The organism is uncultured Thalassolituus sp. (assembly GCF_950066645.1).
In the GTDB taxonomy this organism is placed as follows: domain Bacteria; phylum Pseudomonadota; class Gammaproteobacteria; order Pseudomonadales; family Oceanobacteraceae; genus Thalassolituus.
Genome location: NZ_CATMFB010000011.1, coordinates 81,721 through 99,837, shown reverse-complemented (window position 1 = coordinate 99,837; position 18,117 = coordinate 81,721). Strand labels below are relative to the sequence as shown.

At 55.0% G+C, this 18,117-nt stretch carries 18 protein-coding genes; 12 read left to right on the top strand and 6 right to left on the bottom strand.

Annotation, left to right across the window (positions count from 1 at the left end; genetic code table 11):
* Positions 1 to 136 precede the first annotated feature (136 nt).
* Genes Q1L85_RS11430 through Q1L85_RS11405 form a run of 6 tightly spaced genes read left to right on the top strand, consistent with a single transcriptional unit; the run spans position 137 to position 5,962 of the window.
* Positions 137 to 2,935 carry a monovalent cation/H+ antiporter subunit A gene (locus tag Q1L85_RS11430; protein WP_300427889.1) on the top strand — a complete coding sequence of 933 codons (2,799 nt, stop codon included), beginning with the start codon at positions 137 to 139 and terminating at the stop codon, positions 2,933 to 2,935.
* Complete coding sequence (locus tag Q1L85_RS11425) at positions 2,935 to 3,342, top strand: Na+/H+ antiporter subunit C (RefSeq protein WP_300427890.1); 408 nt, start codon at positions 2,935 to 2,937, stop codon at positions 3,340 to 3,342. The genes Q1L85_RS11430 and Q1L85_RS11425 overlap by 1 nt, the downstream gene beginning before the upstream one ends.
* Complete coding sequence (locus tag Q1L85_RS11420) at positions 3,339 to 4,850, top strand: monovalent cation/H+ antiporter subunit D (RefSeq protein ID WP_307726820.1); 1,512 nt, start codon at positions 3,339 to 3,341, stop codon at positions 4,848 to 4,850. The genes Q1L85_RS11425 and Q1L85_RS11420 overlap by 4 nt, the downstream gene beginning before the upstream one ends.
* A complete protein-coding gene (locus Q1L85_RS11415; RefSeq protein ID WP_300427891.1) occupies positions 4,847 to 5,335 on the top strand; it encodes a Na+/H+ antiporter subunit E in 489 nt (162 codons plus the stop codon). The genes Q1L85_RS11420 and Q1L85_RS11415 overlap by 4 nt, the downstream gene beginning before the upstream one ends.
* Entirely contained in the window at positions 5,329 to 5,598 is a 270-nt protein-coding gene (locus tag Q1L85_RS11410) for a K+/H+ antiporter subunit F (RefSeq protein ID WP_300427893.1), read from the top strand. Before Q1L85_RS11415 ends, Q1L85_RS11410 begins: the two co-directional genes overlap by 7 nt.
* The gene (locus Q1L85_RS11405) at positions 5,591 to 5,962 is read left to right on the top strand and encodes a Na+/H+ antiporter subunit G (protein WP_300427894.1); all 372 of its coding nucleotides are present in this window, start codon (positions 5,591 to 5,593) and stop codon (positions 5,960 to 5,962) included. Before Q1L85_RS11410 ends, Q1L85_RS11405 begins: the two co-directional genes overlap by 8 nt.
* Before the next feature lie 4 nt (positions 5,963 to 5,966).
* On the opposite strand, the gene radA is transcribed toward Q1L85_RS11405, so the two are convergent.
* Entirely contained in the window at positions 5,967 to 7,337 is a 1,371-nt protein-coding gene (gene radA / locus Q1L85_RS11400) for a DNA repair protein RadA (protein ID WP_300427895.1), read from the bottom strand.
* Positions 7,338 to 7,446: 109 nt separating this feature from the next.
* Here radA and Q1L85_RS11395 point away from each other — a divergent pair, with 109 nt between their 5' ends.
* A complete protein-coding gene (locus Q1L85_RS11395) occupies positions 7,447 to 8,127 on the top strand; it encodes a hypothetical protein (RefSeq protein WP_300427897.1) in 681 nt (226 codons plus the stop codon).
* On the opposite strand, the gene Q1L85_RS11390 is transcribed toward Q1L85_RS11395, so the two are convergent.
* Genes Q1L85_RS11390 through pomA form a run of 4 tightly spaced genes read right to left on the bottom strand, consistent with a single transcriptional unit; the run spans position 8,090 to position 11,184 of the window.
* A complete protein-coding gene (locus Q1L85_RS11390) occupies positions 8,090 to 8,818 on the bottom strand; it encodes a 16S rRNA (uracil(1498)-N(3))-methyltransferase (RefSeq protein ID WP_300427898.1) in 729 nt (242 codons plus the stop codon). The two genes, Q1L85_RS11395 and Q1L85_RS11390, sit on opposite strands and share 38 nt — an antisense overlap.
* 52 nt (positions 8,819 to 8,870) lie before the next feature.
* Positions 8,871 to 9,428, bottom strand: a complete 558-nt coding sequence (locus tag Q1L85_RS11385; RefSeq protein WP_300427899.1) for a PilZ domain-containing protein — start codon at positions 9,426 to 9,428, stop codon at positions 8,871 to 8,873.
* Positions 9,429 to 9,445: 17 nt separating this feature from the next.
* Positions 9,446 to 10,423, bottom strand: coding sequence for a flagellar motor protein MotB (locus Q1L85_RS11380; RefSeq protein ID WP_300427900.1), 978 nt, complete (start codon positions 10,421 to 10,423; stop codon positions 9,446 to 9,448).
* A 2-nt stretch (positions 10,424 to 10,425) separates the two neighbouring features.
* Complete coding sequence (pomA, locus tag Q1L85_RS11375; RefSeq protein ID WP_300427901.1) at positions 10,426 to 11,184, bottom strand: flagellar motor protein PomA; 759 nt, start codon at positions 11,182 to 11,184, stop codon at positions 10,426 to 10,428.
* A gap of 153 nt (positions 11,185 to 11,337) precedes the next feature.
* On the opposite strand from pomA, the gene Q1L85_RS11370 reads away from it, so the two are divergent.
* The 5 genes from Q1L85_RS11370 to Q1L85_RS11350 all read left to right on the top strand — a co-directional run bounded on the left by Q1L85_RS11370 (position 11,338) and on the right by Q1L85_RS11350 (position 17,374).
* Entirely contained in the window at positions 11,338 to 11,580 is a 243-nt protein-coding gene (locus tag Q1L85_RS11370) for an exodeoxyribonuclease VII small subunit (protein WP_300427902.1), read from the top strand.
* A complete protein-coding gene (gene ispA, locus Q1L85_RS11365) occupies positions 11,577 to 12,452 on the top strand; it encodes a (2E,6E)-farnesyl diphosphate synthase (RefSeq protein WP_300433173.1) in 876 nt (291 codons plus the stop codon). The genes Q1L85_RS11370 and ispA overlap by 4 nt, the downstream gene beginning before the upstream one ends.
* A 127-nt stretch (positions 12,453 to 12,579) precedes the next feature.
* Positions 12,580 to 14,460: a 1-deoxy-D-xylulose-5-phosphate synthase gene (dxs, locus tag Q1L85_RS11360; protein WP_300433171.1), complete on the top strand. Its 1,881-nt coding sequence runs from the start codon at positions 12,580 to 12,582 to the stop codon at positions 14,458 to 14,460.
* 84 nt (positions 14,461 to 14,544) lie between these two features.
* Positions 14,545 to 16,047 carry a sensor histidine kinase gene (locus tag Q1L85_RS11355; RefSeq protein WP_300433169.1) on the top strand — a complete coding sequence of 501 codons (1,503 nt, stop codon included), beginning with the start codon at positions 14,545 to 14,547 and terminating at the stop codon, positions 16,045 to 16,047.
* Complete coding sequence (locus tag Q1L85_RS11350; protein WP_300426881.1) at positions 16,037 to 17,374, top strand: HD domain-containing phosphohydrolase; 1,338 nt, start codon at positions 16,037 to 16,039, stop codon at positions 17,372 to 17,374. The genes Q1L85_RS11355 and Q1L85_RS11350 overlap by 11 nt, the downstream gene beginning before the upstream one ends.
* Before the next feature lie 54 nt (positions 17,375 to 17,428).
* Here the strand turns inward: Q1L85_RS11350 and ribA are convergent, their stop codons facing one another.
* Positions 17,429 to 18,040, bottom strand: coding sequence for a GTP cyclohydrolase II (gene ribA, locus Q1L85_RS11345; protein WP_300426882.1), 612 nt, complete (start codon positions 18,038 to 18,040; stop codon positions 17,429 to 17,431).
* Positions 18,041 to 18,117 lie beyond the last annotated feature (77 nt).

Below are 18,117 nucleotides of genomic sequence, written 5' to 3'. Positions count from 1 at the left end.
ATACTGGCATTGGGTCGGGCTTCTGAGCCGGACAATATGACGTGGGAGGTCAGCATAAGTACAGAATTACCCTGGCTTTTCCCTGGAAGCGACAGTGTTACACTGTCACATCACTGTGAGTGGAGACTCTCCTGACATGAATCTGATCTGGGTGCCGCTGTTGCCTTTGCTGGGCACACTGATTCCATTGCTTCTGGGGCGCTATCCCCGGTCAATGCTGGCGCTGGGAACGGCATTCCTGCCTGCGGTTGCTCTGGGTATTGTGATTCACCTGATCCCTCAGGTGATGGCGGGCGATTACCCTGTTGTCAGCTTTGAATGGATTCCCCTGCTATCTCTCAATATCAGCTTTTTCCTTGATGGCCTTGGCCTCATGTTCTGCCTGCTGATCCTGGGGATCGGTCTGCTGGTTATTCTGTACGCCCGTTATTACCTTGCAGAGGGAGATAATGCCGGGCGCTTCTATGCAAGCCTGGTCCTCTTTATGACGGCCATGCTTGGGGTTGTGCTGTCAGCCAACCTGATTCAGCTCTGGTTCTTCTGGGAGCTCACCAGTATCAGCTCTTTTCTGCTGATTACGTTCTGGTCGCATAAAACAGAGGCCCGGAAGGGCGCCCGCATGGCGCTGACGATTACTGGCGCGGGTGGCCTGGCACTGCTCGCCGGCCTGATTATGATTGGCGAGCTGGTCGGTAGCTACGACCTGCAAAGGGTTCTGGCAAGCGGACGCCTGATCGTAGAAAACGAATACTATCCGGTTATTCTGGCGCTGGTGCTGGCTGGTGCGTTTACTAAGTCTGCTCAGTTTCCGTTCCATTCCTGGCTTCCTCAGGCTATGGCGGCACCGACGCCTGTATCGTCTTATCTGCACTCTGCGACTATGGTGAAAGCCGGTATCTTCCTGATGGCGCGTTTTTATCCCGTGCTTTCCCAGACGGAATTGTGGTTTGCCGTCGTCAGTCTGGTGGGCCTGACAACTCTGCTGGTGGGAGCGTATACCGCTCTGTTCAAGCATGACCTGAAAGGGCTGCTGGCGTATTCAACGATCAGTCACCTTGGCCTGATTACATTACTGTTGGGTCTCGATACTCAGCTTGCCGCCATTGCTGCGATGTTTCACGTGATTAACCACGCGGTCTTTAAGGCCTCACTGTTTATGGCAGCAGGTATCATTGACCATGAGTCCGGTTCGCGTGATATGCGTAAGCTTAATGGCCTGTTCCGCTATATGCCGTATACGGCGACACTGGCGATGGTTGCCGCGTCATCCATGGCGGGGGTGCCACTGCTTAATGGCTTCCTGTCGAAAGAGATGTTGTTCGCAGAATCACTGAACCAGCACACCCTGGGCTCACTGTCATGGTTGACGCCTCTGCTAGTGACCGTCGGTGGCGCGCTTGCGGTAGCGTACTCTCTGCGCTTTGTGCATGACGTATTCTTTAACGGTGATCCGATCGACTTGCCGAAAACCCCGCATGAGCCGCCGCGCTATATGCGTGTTCCGGTTGAGGTGCTGGTAGTGCTGTGTCTTCTGGTCGGAATTCTGCCAGATCTGATTGTCGGTGATCTGCTGGTTGCTGTTGGCGCTTCATTAATGCCAGAGGGAGTACCTGAATTCAGTATTTCGATCTGGCACGGGTTTAATATCCCACTGTTGATGAGCTTTCTGGCTGTGCTTGGTGGTGTTGCGCTCTACAGTCAACGCCGGCATATGTTTGCGTTTCAGGCTCAGTTTGCTGAAGTCGATGCGAAGTATGCTTTTGAGCAGAGTGTGCAGCGTCTGGTGCGAGGCGCAACCCGTCTGCAGGAGTTTATTGATAACGGCAGTTTCCAGCGTTACACCTTCTGGCTCATCCTGGCTGTGGGTGTGGTTCTGGGTGTTCCACTGCTCGAGCTCGCCTCGGCGCAGGGAAGCATCGCGCGCTCGGATGTCGACCTCGTCTCTATCGGTGGTGCGCTGCTGTTGATCGTGGGCTCGGTAGCGACGGTCATGGTCAGTCACAAGCGATTACTGGCACTGGTCACTGTGTCGGTGGTCGGTCTGGTTGTGTCTATGGCATTTGCCTGGTTCTCTGCACCTGATCTGGCGCTGACGCAGCTTTCTGTTGAGGTTGCGACGATCATTCTCTTCCTGCTGGCGCTCTACTTCCTGCCACAGCGGATAACCCTGAATCACTTATCACCCGCCCGTATTGTCAGAGACCTTGGTCTGGCAACGGTTGTCGGTGCTCTGGTCGGCACGCTGACCTACGCCATGTTGACCCGTCCGGTAAACAGCATCAGTGAATTTTTCACAATTAATGCGAAGACCGGCGGCGGCGGTACCAACGTAGTAAACGTGATTCTGGTTGATTTCCGCGGATTCGATACCTTCGGTGAGATCACGGTTCTGGCCATCGCCGCGATTGGTATCTTTAAATTGCTGGCCGGCATCAGAATGTTTGCGCCGTCTGCCGACATGGATGGTCGTGCGTGGTCGCGAGACCGGCACCCGGTCATGCTCATGCAGATTTCTCAGAGCCTTCTGCCTCTGGCGCTGTTGGTCTCTGCCTATATCTTCCTTCGCGGTCACAACCTTCCGGGCGGCGGATTTATTGCCGGCCTGGTCACTGCGGTTGCTCTGATTCAGCAATATATCGCCAATGGGGTGGTCTGGATGCGTGAGCGGGGTGACCTTAACTTCCAGTGGTTTATCGTCAGTGGTCTGCTGCTGGCCTTTTTGTCGGGGGCGGGGAGCTGGATCTTTGAGCGTCCGTTCCTGACATCCTGGTTTGATTATTTCTACCTGCCGCTCGTCGGTAAGTTTGAACTGGCCAGTGCAATGGCCTTTGATCTTGGGGTGTACCTGACTGTGATTGGCGCGACTTTGTCGATACTTGCGAACCTGGGCAAACTGACGACGGCTGAGCGTCCGACACCAGGAGGGCAATCCTGATGGAACTCATCTACGCCACCGTTGTTGGGGTTATGGTGACCTGTTCGGTATTTCTGATGCTGCGCGGGCACACGTTCGCTATCGTCATGGGCCTGACACTGATGTCCTATGCAGTGAACCTGTTTCTTTTCGCCAGCGGCGGTCTGGCGCTTCACAAACCGGCGATTCTGGGAGAAACAGAGAACCCAACGGACCCCCTGCCGCAGGCTCTGGTACTGACCGCCATTGTGATTGGTTTTGCGATGACAGCGTTTGCACTGATTCTGGCGATCCGTGCACGCGCTGACCTGGGTAATGATCAGGTTGACGGACGTTCTGCTCCGACAGACAGCCTGGCGACTAAAGACAAAGAACAGCGCGAGAAGCCGCGTGCTACAGAAAAAGCATCGGGGGGCAAATCACGATGATGATGCACCTTCCTGCTCTGCCTGTTCTGCTGCCATTTTTTGCGGCGGTGTTTGTCCTCTTCCCCTTCTTTAATGAACGTCTGCCGTTGCAGCGTCTGGTGACTCAGCTGTTTCTGCTGGCTTTGGTGGCTGTATCTGCATTGATGTTATACACCACGCTGCGTGACGGAGCACTTGGGTATGCGATGGGGGATTGGGAAGCGCCTTTCGGTATTTTCCTGCTTGCTGACCCAATGTCATCGTTTATGGTACTTCTGACGTCGGTTCTGGCATTAGGTGCTCACCTGTATGCTTGCGCCGGAGAGGATGCCACAGGTCGGTATTTCCACCCGCTTTACCTGTTCCAGCTGATGGGGCTCAATGGTGCGTTCCTGACGGCTGATGCGTTTAACCTGTTTGTCTTCTTCGAGATTCTGCTGATCGCATCCTATTCGCTTCTGATTCATGGTGGTGGTCGGGAGCGAACCCGCGCAGCACAACACTATGTGCTGTATAACCTGATCGGATCAGCATTTTTCCTGGTGGCACTGGCGGTTCTCTATCATGCGTTCGGTACACTGAATATCCCTGATATGGCCGAGCGGGCGCCACATCTGTCTGATGAAAGTCTGCCACTGGCAGAGGCGGGTGGTATGTTGTTGATGCTGGTATTTGGTATCAAGGCCGCGCTTCTGCCTCTGCATTTCTGGCTGCCACGAACGTACAGCAGTACATCCATTCCGGTAGCGGCCCTGTTTGCAGTAATGACCAAAGTTGGCCTGTACAGCATGTGGCGTATACATGGTGTGGTCTACGCGGAAGGACACGGAGAGCTGGGAGGGCTGGGGCTTGACCTGCTGGCCGTTCTGTCTGGTCTGACGGTGGTTGTGGGCTCCCTGGGGGTTCTGGCTGCGGAGTCTCTGCGTCGTCTTATCGCCAACCTTGTGATTCTGTCGGCAGGTACCTTGCTGATGACCGTTGCCATGGGAACAACTCAGGCCGTCGCTGCAGGTGTTTATTACACACTACACAGTACACTGATGAGTGGAGCGTTTTTCCTTGTGGCAGGACTGGTCGTGCTTCAGCGTGGACAGGCAGGCGACAGGTTTGTTCGTTCGCGTCCAATGCTCGCGCCCAAGTTGACGGGTTTCCTGTTTGCCATCTGTGCGATGGCGCTGATTGGCTTGCCCCCGTTTTCAGGGTTCGTCGGTAAGGTCTTCATCATGCAGTCAGCACTGGACAGTGGTGATGCCTGGTGGGTATGGCCCCTGGTCCTGATTTCGGGGCTGGCGGCGATGATAGCGCTGTCCCGGGCCGGGTCGACTCTGTTCTGGAGAACTCAGGGGAACGTATTGCCCGAAGTGAAAGAGCGTCTGAGTCGATTGCATTTTGCAGGCGCAGGCCTGTTGTGTCTGACCACAATTGCACTGGTTCTTGCGGCTGGACCATTGACCGAATGGTCGATGCGGGCAGCTCAGGATATGCATCAGGGTGTCAGCCTTGAACAGCTCAATGGAGGCCGCCCATGATGCGTTATCTGTTACCTATGCCGTGGCATACAGTGATGCTGGTGATGGTCTGGCTGCTGCTTAACGGTGCCTCCTGGGGGCAGTTTGTTCTTGGGGTTGTTCTTGGTTGGGTCATTCCTTTGCTGACCTACCCCTATGTGCGTGGGCATGCACCTATCCGTAAACCGGTTGCCCTGTTTGTGTACATGCTTCGGCTGGTCTATGACATCGTGGTGGCCAACCTCGATGTTGCGCGGCGGGTGTTGTTGCCAAATCGTTATCTGAAGCCGGGCTGGCTGGCGTATCCCTTGCGTATTCAGGAACCCTTCCCGGCGGCTCTTCTGGCGAGTTCGATCTCACTGACTCCCGGTACCGTCAGCGTTGAATTTTCGGAAGACAGTCAGGTGCTCTATGTTCATGTTCTCCATCTGGATGATGAAAAAGCCCTGATCGACTTTATTGCTCAACGCTATGAGCAGCCATTGAAGGAGATTTTCGGATGCTGATTACCGTTGTCCTTGCCGCGGCGTTGATGATTGGTGTCGCTATGCTGTTCTGTCTGTGGCGGCTGATCAAAGGCCCGGACATTACCGATCGTATTCTGGCGCTGGATACGCTCTACATTAACAGTATTGCGCTGATCATACTGCTGGGGCTTTATCACGGCTCGGCGCTGTATTTTGAGGGGGCACTGCTCATCGCCATGCTTGGTTTTGTCAGTACCGCTGCTCTGGCTAAATATCTGCTGCGGGGAGATATCATTGAATAATCTGCTGCAATACAGCGATTATCTGGTCGCTTTTCTGATTATCGTTGGTGCGGTGTTTATGTTGATCGGCTCGTGGGGGCTGGTGAAACTACCGGATTTCTATACCCGCCTGCATGCCCCGACGAAGGCATCGACACTGGGAATGGGAGCGACGTTACTTGGATCATTGGTATGGTTCAGCCTGCAGGAGCAGAGCCTGCATATCCATGAGCTGGTGATCAGTCTGTTTCTGTTTATTACCGCGCCAGTATCAGCCTACATGGTAGGTAAGGCGGCCATTCACCGTCACCGACCGATGGTGAAGGGAACAGCTAACCCTGAAGAGGCCGAACGCGCAGCGAAACGCCTCGGCCAGAAACACTAGTCCCTCAGATGCGTTCGATCGCTTCCTGAAGGCGATCGACCCCGATCACTTCCATTCCGGGCACCGGCGTTTTCGGTGCATTGGCCTTAGGTACGATGGCCCGGGTAAAACCGTGTTTAGCGGCTTCCCGGATGCGCTCCTGACCCGACGGGACAGGGCGGATTTCGCCTGATAACCCGACTTCTCCGAATACAATCAGGCCCTGCTCAAGCGGTTGATTACGGAAACTTGAGAGCGCAGCAAGTAACAGCGCCAGATCGGCCCCCGTTTCACTTACCTTTACACCGCCGACGACATTGATATAGACATCCTGATCGCCGAGGTGAATGCCACCATGGCGGTGCATGGCGGCCAGCAGCAGATTCAGCCTGTTCTGATCCAGGCCAACAGCAACACGCTTGGGGTTGCCGAAGTGACTGTCATCGACCAATGCCTGAATCTCGACAAGGAGAGGACGGGTGCCTTCCCATATCACCATCACGACGCTGCCTGCTGAGGCTTCAGTGCTGCGGTTGAGAAAGATAGAACTGGGATTCCTGACCTCTTTCAGGCCCGTCTCCAGCATGGCAAATACACCAAGTTCGTTGATCGCACCAAAGCGGTTTTTAATACCCCGCAGAGTGCGAAACCGGCTGTCACCATCACCCTCCAGCATGATAGAGCAGTCGATCATATGTTCGAGTACTTTCGGGCCGGCCAGAGACCCGTCTTTGGTCACATGACCGACAAGCATAAGCACCGTACCTGTCTGCTTAGCAAAGCGGGTAAGAAATGCGGCGCTCTCACGCACCTGAGCAACACTCCCCGGGGCTGATTCAACGCCCTCAACATGCATCACCTGAATCGAATCAATAACCACGATCCGGGGTTTATGCTGCTGCAGTACACGTGTCAGCTGATCGACGTTAGTTTCGCTCAGCATCTGTAACTGATCGGTTGGCAGGCCAAGGCGGTGGGCACGCATGGCGACCTGTTGCAGACTTTCTTCCCCCGTGACGTAGATAGCCGGCATGTCGCGGGCAAGATGGCACAGCGTCTGTAGCAACAGAGTTGATTTACCAGCCCCCGGGTGACCACCGATAAGGATGGCCGAGCCCGGCACCAGACCGCCACCTAACACCCGATCGAATTCCTGCATACCGCTGGAGAAACGAGGCACTTCCGCCAGATCCACATCGGCGAGACGAATCACGGAACCCTGCGCGGCATCCCCCGCATAGCCAGAAAAGCGAGTGTCCCGGGTAGCAGTTTTCGCGGCGGAAACGACAAACTCCTGCAGGGTATTCCACTGCCCGCAGCCAGCACATTGCCCTTGCCATTTGTTGTGGTCTGCGCCGCATTCAGTGCAGACATATGCAGTTTTTTTCTTGGCCATTATCCTGCCCCGGAATTTTTTTAACCGCTGCAGTTTACCCTGTTCAATCGGGTGGGACGACCTCTCGTGTGGGTGCTATGATGTGCGCCGGTTGGAAAGGGGAACACCTATGTCATTCGGACAATTTATTGCGCTGATTTCCTGCGTGCTGTCGATGGGGACGATTGCTGTGACCTACTGGGTAGGTACCAGTGACGGTACGGCGCTGCTTTGTAATCCTTTTATTGAAGGGTGCACAGACATTACCCATACGGGAATGAAGGGCGATGCCGGATTTATTTTCCGTGGTGGCATGATCGCGTCATGCTCATTTTTTATTATCTGGTGGCAACTGCAGCGTGTCTGGCTCGCGGATTACAGTGGCCGTATCGCACTGGGTTTTATGCAATTTTTCGGTACGCTGGCAGCGCTCGGTCTGCTGGTGGGCACAGCAGTATTACTGCCTGCGGATGAAGATACTAACTGGTTTGTGCATGTCAAAGGGGCGAATATTTTCTTCCAGGGCATGCTCGTCGCATTAACGATCAGCTATGTGCTGACATTTAAAGCGCGACGCATGGGGCTCCGTGTGCCGAGTTTCCGTGCTAAAACAGGTCTTATGGCGGTACTCTGGTTTATGTTTATTGCGTTTGCCGGTGTGACGGTTGGCATTGAGATGACGAACGGTAAGCGCATCATCGAGTGGTGGGCGACGCTCTTTATCGGTCTGTATTTTCTGTCGTCCTACTGGGACTGGAAGTACATCCGCCTGGTCAGCGGAAATCCCCCCACACATACTGAATCACACTAAGCGCTGTCAGTGCTGCGGTTTCTGTGCGCAGAATCCGCGGCCCCAACAGCAAGCCATCAAAGCCCTGTTGCTGGCACAGCATGACTTCCGGATCGCTGAACCCGCCTTCAGGGCCGACCAGAATGGCAACACTCTGAGGTTGCTCATCACTGTTCAGTGGTTTCTGATTATGCGGATGGAGCAGAAGTTTGCGATCGGCTTCGACGGCAGTCAGCCAGTCGCTCAGGTTAACCGGATCATGAATGACGGGGATGCTGTTCCGGCCTGACTGTTCACAGGCAGAAATGGCGACCCTCTGCCAGTGTTCGCGTTTCTTATCCATGCGCTCGCCCTTCAGGCGGACATCACAGCGCTCGCTGCTCAGGGGGGTTATTTCACGAATGCCCAGCTCTGTTGCCTTCTGAACCGTAAAGTCCATCCGGTCGCCTTTCGACATGACCTGCCCAAGATGCAGCGCCAGTGGCATGTTCGCATCACTACGCAGAATCTCCCCGATGATGGCTGATGCGTATTTTTTGCTCTCTACCAGAAGGCTCGCGCTGTACTCGTGACCATCACCATTAAACAGGCGGAAGGTATCGCTGGACTGCATGCGCAACACCCGAACTAAGTGTGTTACCGCCTGCTCATCGAGTGCCACCTGCTGGCCAGGAATCAAGGTTTCTGAAGAATAGATGCGCGGGCCTGTCATCAGGCAGCTCCTTAAAGTAAGTCTGCTGCATGATAACAAATGCCCGGAGAAATCAGCAGGCGTCGTTGAGAGCCTGTGCGTTGGCCTGGAGGCGGCGGGACTGCAGCTGAAAGAGGTGGTGAATCAGAATTTCCTGTTCAGCTTCGCGCAGTCCGTCGAAATTCACGCGGACCAGATACGGAGCTTCGCTATCATCCACCTGCTCAACTCCGACGATGCTGCCCATAAGAGTGACGGGTACATTGGACGGCTTCAGTTGCATCTGCAGTCTGAGGTTATCGTGCTCTGCCAGGGGCTCTCCGGTCCGGAACGACATACCACAGGCACTGAGATTCACCCGGGTCCGGATCTCAGTCTCTGTCAGAGTGCTGGGCTGATGCGCGTGCAGCAGGTTGATTTTGCGGTTGAGTAACTCGCATAACCCTGCCACGGCCGGAGCCTGCGCCTGAAGACGGTGCAGCAGTGCAGCAATATCACGATCCAGTTCTGCCAGCTCGTTGCGCTGATCGGTTTTGCGCTCTTTCCAGCGGCGCACTTCGTCCTGGCTGACGGGCTCGAAGTCGAGAATCACCTCGTCATCCAGACGGAAATAACGGCGACGTTCTTCCATATCAGTCCTCCTTTCTATCAGAAAATTTCATTCGGGTTGAGTTCGAAATCTTCCGGCTGAGCGGTCGCTGCATCGTCGATTTCCTGTTGAGACGGCATAATTTCAGGCTGGTCATCATCATCGTTCTCATGGGTACGCAGAATGACAATTTCTACCCGGCGGTTGCGTTCCCGGGCGGCATCGTCTGTATTCGGCACCAGTGGTTTTTTATCGGCATGGCCAACAACCTGAAAGCGGTCGGCGTCCATTTCAGGGGCGACAAACAGCTCCTGCGCAAATGCGACTGCCCGTGCTGTCGATAATCCCCAGTTTGAGCGGAAGCGTCCGCCTGAAACCGGAATATCATCAGTGTGGCCTTCCACCGAAATTTTGCCGGGGATATCCACCAGTACTTCCCGGATTTTGTCGATCACCGGCAAGAACCGGTCTTCGATATAGTCAGACCCTGAGCGGAAGGCGCCACGCTGCTGGATACGGATAATGATCTTTTTACCCACGGTTTCGATTTCTACCTGGCCCGATGCGACTTCTGCTTCCAGAGCAGCTGCGATCTCCATCGCTTCTTCTTCCGTTTTTTTGTTCTCGACATCTTCTGCCGGAACGACCACTTCCCGTGTCTGCATACCCTGATCGCCCTGGCGGGTTTCCTGCTGGGTAATTTCATCCTGACATAACACTTCCAGCGAGCTCTTGGTAATGTCACTGGTTTTCTGCCGGATCTCATTAATCGGAGTGGGCTCCGGTATCGACGGACTGAAATGCCGTGCGATCACGCTTGTCCCTTTCGGGGGATCGCTCGCATTAATCAGTGTCTGAACACCGAACGCATCCCTGAGCTCGCCTGCCAGACGTTTGAACTTCTGTGCATCCATCTCTGAGAACGAGAGCAGAAGCACGAAGAAGCACATCAGCAGCGACATCAGGTCGGCGAATGTCATCACCCACGCCGGTATTCCGGCGGGGCAGGGTGGGCATTCTTCTTCTTCAGCAGACATGCTTAATCACCTGAGACTGCGCGTTTGCCTTCCTGAATGTAGGCCAGCAACATGGATTCAATGACACGCGGATTCTGACCGCTCTGAATTGCCAGAAGTGCATCAATAATCATTGTCTTCAGGAGGTCTTCTTCTTCTTTTCTGAGATTCAGTTTGTCGGCAATCGGGAGAGCAATCATGTTTGCGATCATCGCACCATATAGTGTCGTCAGAAGTGCGATTGCCATTGCCGGGCCGATTGCCTTTGGATCGGACATGTTGGCGAGCATGGCAACCAGGCCGATCAGCGTTCCGATCATCCCCATCGCCGGTGCAACGTCCCCCATGCTCTTGAATACACCAATGGCCATGTCATGCCGGGTACTGGCCAGTTTCATTTCTTTATTCAGAAGTGTACGCACGACATCCGGGTCATGGCCGTCTACGAGCAGCTGAATGCCTTTGCTCAGAAATGCTTCACTGACTTCTTTACCTTCCAGGGAGAGCAGCCCGCCTTTGCGGGCCAGGCCGGCCAGTTCGACGATTTCACCGACCAGAGTGTCAGGTTTCGCCATCTTGAATGAGAAGGCCTTACCTGCGACTTTCATTGCCCCCAGAAACTGCCCCAGTTCGAACTTCATCATGACGGCAAATACACTACCGACGATCACAATGAGTACCGACGGGACGTCGACAAACATTCCTATAGAGCCGCCCAGCATCATTGCGAAAATAACGATACCGAAGGCCCCGACAAGACCGACTAATGACGCGAGATCCACGTGTACTCCTTTATCTATGTAACCGCAGGGACCATGCCTTTGTAACAGAGTTTAGACGCTTCCCCGGTTTCTTCCTGTCATAAGTAAAAAAAAGCCATATTGACCCGCCCGGGCGTGGCGGTTAGTGTTGCCGCACAATTCCGGAGAGAGCCCATGACTGAGAAAACACCCCCTTTTGAATTTGAATCTGCACTGGCGGAGCTGGAAGCGCTGGTGAACCGGATGGAAAGCGGTGAACTCAGTCTGGAAGACAGCCTGGCAGCCTTTGAACGTGGGATTGGCCTGACCCGTCAGTGTCAGACCGCCCTATCAGAAGCCGAGCAGCGGGTACAGATCCTGATGGAACGCAATGGTGTCTCTGAGGGCATTCCGTTTAATGCGGAGCCTGGCGAATGAACCTGAAGCCCCTCCAGGAACGTATCGCTCGTCTCACCGAAGAAAAACTCGCCACTCTTAACATTGCCGACCCTCGCCTTGCCGAAGCGATGCATTACGGCGTGATGAATGGCGGCAAGCGCCTCCGGCCTTATCTGGTATACGCCACCGCTGAAGCGCTGGGGGCACCAGAGCAACAGGCGGATACCGCCGCCGTTGCGATCGAGATGATCCATAGCTACAGCCTTGTACACGATGACCTTCCGGCTATGGATAACGATGATCTCCGCCGCGGTAAGCCAACCTGCCACATCGCATTTGATGAGGCGACGGCCATTCTCGCTGGCGATGCCCTGCTCAATGGTGCGTTTGAATTGCTCGCCAGTGCGCCCGATCTGACAGACCGTCAGCGCCTGACGCTGATCCGCATTCTTGGCAAAGGAGCCGGAGCCAGTGGCATGGTTGCCGGGCAGTGCATTGATCTGGGCCACGTTGGCAAAGCCATGACGCTGGACCAGCTGGAAAATATGCATCGCCATAAGACCGGAGCCATGATTCTGGCAGCCGTGTTAATGGGCGCTGCGGTGGCGACTGAGTCTCTGACGCCTGCGGTGGAAGACGCGCTGACCCGTTACGCCCTCGCTATCGGCCTCGCCTTTCAGGTACAGGACGATATTCTCGACATCGAAGGTGATACCGCCGTGTTGGGTAAACAGCAGGGGGCTGACCTTGCGCTGAATAAGCCGACCTACCCGGCACTGCTCGGCATAGATGGTGCCCGGCAGCGGGCAACGGATCTGATCGCAGAAGCACACGCGGCGCTCGCCGATGTGCCTGGCGACACCGCCACGCTTGCCGCTCTGGCCAATTACATTATCGAACGGGATCACTAAGCTCCCTGTCTCAGGTGCCGTCGACTGAGTTATTACTACTCATCGGCGGCGTCAGCCGTTAGAATGGCGCCCTTTATTCCGACCGGCCCGTCCGGTGTTCACCATAAGCGGATACCACTGCAGTCAGATGTTTAACGAGATTCCCTCGCAACGCCCCGAAACCCCTTTGCTGGATCTGATTGATTCACCGGCAGACCTGCGTGGGTTAAATGCCGCTCAACTGAAAGACCTCAGTACCGAGCTGCGCGAGTACCTTCTCTTCAGTGTCGGTCAGAGCGGCGGACATTTTGGTGCGGGTCTCGGGGTTGTTGAACTGACTATAGCGCTGCATTACGTCTTTAATACCCCGGATGACCGCATCGTCTGGGATGTAGGCCATCAGGCATATCCTCACAAGATTCTGACCGGGCGCCGGGAGCAGATGCCGAAAATCCGCAGCGCTGAAGGGCCAGCGGCGTTTCCTCTGCGCAGCGAAAGCGAGTACGACACCTTTGGCGTTGGGCACTCCAGTACCTCGATCAGTGCAGCGCTCGGCATGGCGCTTTCTTTCCGCCAGCAGGGCATTGCCCGTGAAAGTGTTGCCGTGATTGGTGACGGTGCGATCAGCGCCGGGATGGCTTTCGAAGCACTGAATCATGCGGGCCATGAAAAGGCCGATATGCTGGTGATCCTCAACGATAACGACATGTCGATTTCGAACAATGTCGGTGCGCTGAATAAATACTTTACCCGCATCTGGTCCAGCCAGACGTACGCTGCTATGCGCGAAGGCAGCAAGAAAGTACTGGAGAAAATTCCCGCAGCATGGGAGTTCGCCAAGCGCACAGAAGAACACATGAAAGGGATGGTGGCACCGGGGACTCTGTTCGAAGAGCTGGGCTTCAACTACTACGGCCCGGTCGACGGACACGACCTGGATGAGTTAGTAAACACCCTGGAGAACATGAAAAAGCTGCCAGGGCCGCGTTTTCTGCACATCGTTACCCGAAAAGGGAAAGGCTTTACCCCAGCAGAAGAAGACCCTATCGGCTATCACGCGCTGAAATCGATCAGGCAGAAAGCTCCTGCGGTTAAGAAACTGACCTATTCCAACGTGTTCGGAAAATGGTTATGTGAGATGGCCGCCGCAGATCCTCGCCTCGTCGGTATCACACCGGCCATGCGTGAAGGGTCGGACATGGTGCGCTTCTCTCAGGAGTTTCCTGATCGCTATTTTGACGTTGCGATTGCTGAACAGCACGCAGTGACGCTCGCCGCAGGCCTCGCCTGTGAGGGCAGCAAGCCGGTCGTTGCGATTTACTCGACCTTCCTGCAGCGGGCGTATGACCAGCTGATTCATGATGTGACCCTGCAGAATCTTGATGTCCTGTTCGCAATCGATCGCGCAGGTCTGGTGGGTGAGGATGGCCCGACCCATCATGGTGCCTATGACATCAGCTATATGCGCTGCATTCCGAATCTGGTAATCATGACCCCCTCCGATGAAGCCGAGTGCCGCAATATGCTGTACACCGGGTATCGTCACGAAGGCCCGGCGGCAGTGCGCTACCCACGCGGCAGTGGCACGGGCGCCAGCATCGACGGTGAACCCGAAGCGTATCCGCTGGGGCGCGGGATTATCCGCCGTGAGAGCGGTGCAGAAAGCAATCGCGTCGCTATTCTGGCGTTTGGCCCTGTTGTTGCCGATGCACTGCAGGCCGCCGGAGTTGTTGATGCCACGGTCGCAGACATGCGCTTCGTGAAGCCGATTGATGAGTCTCTGATTCTTAAGCTTGCAGAGAGTCATGATCTGTTGATTACAGTGGAAGAAAACGCCCGCATGGGAGGCGCTGGTTCGGCTGTGATGGAGGTGCTGGCAACCTCTAACGCCCGTCCAGTTGTTGAGATGCTGGGGCTGCCGGATCAGTACATTGATCATGACAGTCCGGCGCAGCAACGCCGTGATTCTGGTCTGGATGCGACAGCTATCCTGTCTGTTGTCCGCCGCCACTATCCGCATGTCGGCTAAGTCAGCCTGAAATCTCTTTTTATCCGCGCTTCCTGATAAAAGCCTGCTTTACTGAAAAGATAGGCTGCCTTCCGGGAGGTGCGGGTGCGTCATCGCCGTGGTTTATCTGTCACGTTCATTGTTCTGCTGGTAGGTCTGCTGACCTATGCCGGCGTGTCCTGGTATGAACAACAGCGTGTCCGCCAGATTACCGCGAGCGTTCTGGAGCGGGTGTACGTCCGGGCACTGCGTGACTATTACGAACTGATCAATGATGTCTGGCGTCAGTTGCAGCAAGCCCGCAACGATGGTGCAACCTTCAGCTCGCCGCTCTGGCAGAGCACCGAACTTCAGCCGATGGGCGAATCCCCCGATCCGGATCATTGGCAGATCCGTCTGCAGTTAGAGTCGATGACCGGCACAATCGGGTTCCCTGAAGATACCCGCGAAGCCTCTATGGTTGACCTTTATCTGATGCAGGGCGAGCAGAGCCTGGCGCTGGTGATTAATCTGCAGGACTGGATGACCCTGCTGCTGCGTGATGCAGGTATTACGGGGGTTGATACCCGTCTGGTCTCTTCGGTGGGTGGGCCGGAGTCTGGTGATGCAATCTACTTTGACGACTTTTTTCTTCCACAGCTGAGCTTGCGGTTTGATACCCGGTTGATGCAGGCCGGCTTTCATTCTCCGGTGATTCCCTGGCTGGCGGCAGCGATGGCGATGCTGGTGGCCGGGCTGCTGTACCTGATACTGCAACAACGTCGGCATCAGGATGAAGTTGTACTTTCCGAACGTATGCATTCGGCTGAACAGTTGGCGACCCTAGGCGAAATGGCAGCAGGCATCGCCCATGAAATCAATAACCCCCTCGCGTATATCGACAGCAATCTGAACGGACTGGTGGATGACCTGGAGGCGCTCAATGAGTTCATCCGGTTGCTTGATAACGCCTCCGATCATCTTGATATCCGTAACCCGTTCTATCAGCAGACGCTGTCGGGGTATCAGGATCTGAATATTGCCATTGTCTGTGAGAATGCCCCGGTGCGTGTACGTGACTGCATCAACGGCGTGCAGCGCATTGAGCAGATCATCAACGACATGCGCACTCTCAGTCATGGCGGCTCGGAGGGGCAATCACTCACCGATATCAATGCCGACCTGCCGGCGGTCTTTCACATTATTGAAAGCCGTTTATCGGATGACATCAGTTTTGAAACCCGCCTGACCGAAGTGCCCCTGACGCGTTGTAATCCATCGCAGATCGCCCAGGTGGTCATGAATATTCTCGTCAATGCCGTGCATGCTCTGGAAGAGAAAGCGACGCCCGGATCTCTGGGAGTCTATCAGCGGATAGTCGGTGATCAGTTACTGATGGAAATCGTTGATACAGGCACCGGAATGGCGCCAGAAGTGCAGTCCAGGATTTTCGAACCTTTTTATACAACGCGTGAAAAGGGTAAAGGAACCGGCATCGGGCTGGCTTTGTGCTACAAATTAATAAGAGAACACGATGGTGAGATACGTGTCAGCTCGCGCCCGGGGGCCGGGACCACCTTCTCACTGACCATACCATTGCGAACGGGAGATTCTGATAATGCTCAGTGATCGTCTGTCACAACCTGCGCAGGAGAAACAGGGAAAGCTGCTCCTCGTGGATGACGAACAGGGCGTGCTGCAGGCGCTTAAGCGCCTGTTTTTCCGTAACTATGAAGTGACCCTGGCGAACAGTGGACAGGAAGCACTGGATATTCTGAAGAACGAGAAGTTCGACATGATTATCTCGGATATGCGTATGCCCGGCATGTCAGGGGCAGAGCTTCTGAAGACCTGTTTTGAGACTTACCCAGAGATGATCCGGGTGCTGCTGACGGGGTATTCTGATCTCGACTCCGCCATCAAGGCAGTGAACGAAGGCAATATCTACCGCTATATCTCCAAGCCGTGGGACAACGATCAGCTGCGAGGCATGGTGTCTGAGGCACTCGAGTCCCGTGAGCTGAAAGCCGCAAACCGTAAGCTCAGCGCGCATATCGTAGAACAGAATGAAGAGCTGGCGCGGCTTAATCGCGAGTTGCAGGCTAAGTACGAAGCCTCTTCTGATGCAGTGGGCGAGGCCGAAGCAAAATTGCAGGAAGCTTACAGCACGCTGCGTCACGAATTTGATTCCATGATCCACATTCTGGTCGGCACGATGGAAATGCGCCTCGGCGACGAGAAGGGCTCATCCGAGCGCTTTGCCGATCTCGTGCGCAATTTCGCTCAGGCGGCCGGTTTAGAGGCGTCAGAAGTCAAAGATACCTACTACGCGGCTTTGCTGCGTAATCTGGGCAAAATGTCGCTCAGTGATGCGATCCTGAACAAATCTGTCGCGCAGATGAGTAATCTCGAAAAGTCTGAGTACGCACGCTTTACCATTAACGGTCAGACCTCGCTGATGCTGCTTGAGCCACTGCAGAATGCAGCAAACGTCATCCGCTCTCATATGGAGCTGTACAACGGTAAGGGTTTCCCGGACCGTCTGGCGGCGGATGCTATCCCGAAAGCATCGCGGATATTGCGTATCGTCAATGATTACGCCGAGCTGCAGCGAGAAACCAATTTTCTTGGCGAGCCTCTGTCTGAAAAAGACGCGCGTACTTACCTCGTGAAGCTTGCAGGTCAGCGGTATGACCGCGAGCTGGTGGATGTGTTTGTCGAGGTAATGGAAAACTACGAAGGTGGGGCCATCTCTAACCGCGAACGTATCAATATTGCCGACGCAAAAGAGGGAATGACGCTGGTCAGTAATCTCGTCAGCCCAGGCGGCGCCGTGCTGCTTTCGTCAGGTATTACACTGACAGAGCGTCACGTCACTAAGCTACAGGCGTTGATGCGGCAGTTTGAAGGGCATGAAATTTACATTCATGTTGAGAAACCCGGGCAGGAAGGGTAGCCCGGAGATCTGAAATAAAAAAAGCGCCTGCAGGCGCTTTTCTTTTATGGGGTGTCAGGCGTCCGGCTCGTCATCCTGATGTGACAGGAAGTGCCCGAGCTTACTGGCCTTAGTGTTCAGATAACCATTATTGTGCGGGTTGCGGCCGACTTCAATCGGGCGACGCTCAGCAACGGTAACACCGGCATCAGACAGAGCTTTCACCTTGCGCGGATTGTTGGTCATCAGGCGGATGGCGCTGATGCCCAGGTGCTCCAGCATTGGCTGGCACATGCCGTAATCACGCATGTCGGCGCCAAAGCCCAGCTGTTCGTTTGCCTCCACCGTATCAGCGCCCTGATCCTGCAGGTTATAAGCCCGGACCTTATTCAGAAGACCGATGCCCCGGCCCTCCTGACGCAGATACAGCACAACCCCCCGTCCGGCCTCAGAGACCGAGCGCAGCGCTTCTTCCAGCTGGTAACCACAGTCACAACGCATGCTGAATAAAGCATCACCAGTCAGACATTCCGAGTGTGCACGCAGGAGAACAGGTTCATCACCTGTCAGTTCACCCATCGTCAGTGCGACATGCTCTTTCCCTGTCTCTGCTTCCTCAAACCCATGCATAGTGAACACACCGAAAGGCGTGGGCAGCTTGCAGGAGGCGACATAATTGATCTTCAAGGGGTGTACCCTCAGAGTAAAACAGGGCGCGTATTCTAACAGCAGGTGCCCCTATTGCCTAATCCATGGGTAAAATA

Coding starts and splice junctions, on each gene's coding strand:
- Q1L85_RS11430 (WP_300427889.1), top strand. CDS start 137: ATGAATCTGATCTGGGTGCCGCTGTTGCCTTTGCTGGGCACACTGATT.
- Q1L85_RS11425 (WP_300427890.1), top strand. CDS start 2,935: ATGGAACTCATCTACGCCACCGTTGTTGGGGTTATGGTGACCTGTTCG.
- Q1L85_RS11420 (WP_307726820.1), top strand. CDS start 3,339: ATGATGATGCACCTTCCTGCTCTGCCTGTTCTGCTGCCATTTTTTGCG.
- Q1L85_RS11415 (WP_300427891.1), top strand. CDS start 4,847: ATGATGCGTTATCTGTTACCTATGCCGTGGCATACAGTGATGCTGGTG.
- Q1L85_RS11410 (WP_300427893.1), top strand. CDS start 5,329: ATGCTGATTACCGTTGTCCTTGCCGCGGCGTTGATGATTGGTGTCGCT.
- radA (WP_300427895.1), bottom strand. CDS start 7,337: ATGGCCAAGAAAAAAACTGCATATGTCTGCACTGAATGCGGCGCAGAC.
- Q1L85_RS11395 (WP_300427897.1), top strand. CDS start 7,447: ATGTCATTCGGACAATTTATTGCGCTGATTTCCTGCGTGCTGTCGATG.
- Q1L85_RS11390 (WP_300427898.1), bottom strand. CDS start 8,818: ATGACAGGCCCGCGCATCTATTCTTCAGAAACCTTGATTCCTGGCCAG.
- Q1L85_RS11385 (WP_300427899.1), bottom strand. CDS start 9,428: ATGGAAGAACGTCGCCGTTATTTCCGTCTGGATGACGAGGTGATTCTC.
- Q1L85_RS11380 (WP_300427900.1), bottom strand. CDS start 10,423: ATGTCTGCTGAAGAAGAAGAATGCCCACCCTGCCCCGCCGGAATACCG.
- Q1L85_RS11370 (WP_300427902.1), top strand. CDS start 11,338: ATGACTGAGAAAACACCCCCTTTTGAATTTGAATCTGCACTGGCGGAG.
- ispA (WP_300433173.1), top strand. CDS start 11,577: ATGAACCTGAAGCCCCTCCAGGAACGTATCGCTCGTCTCACCGAAGAA.
- dxs (WP_300433171.1), top strand. CDS start 12,580: ATGTTTAACGAGATTCCCTCGCAACGCCCCGAAACCCCTTTGCTGGAT.
- Q1L85_RS11350 (WP_300426881.1), top strand. CDS start 16,037: ATGCTCAGTGATCGTCTGTCACAACCTGCGCAGGAGAAACAGGGAAAG.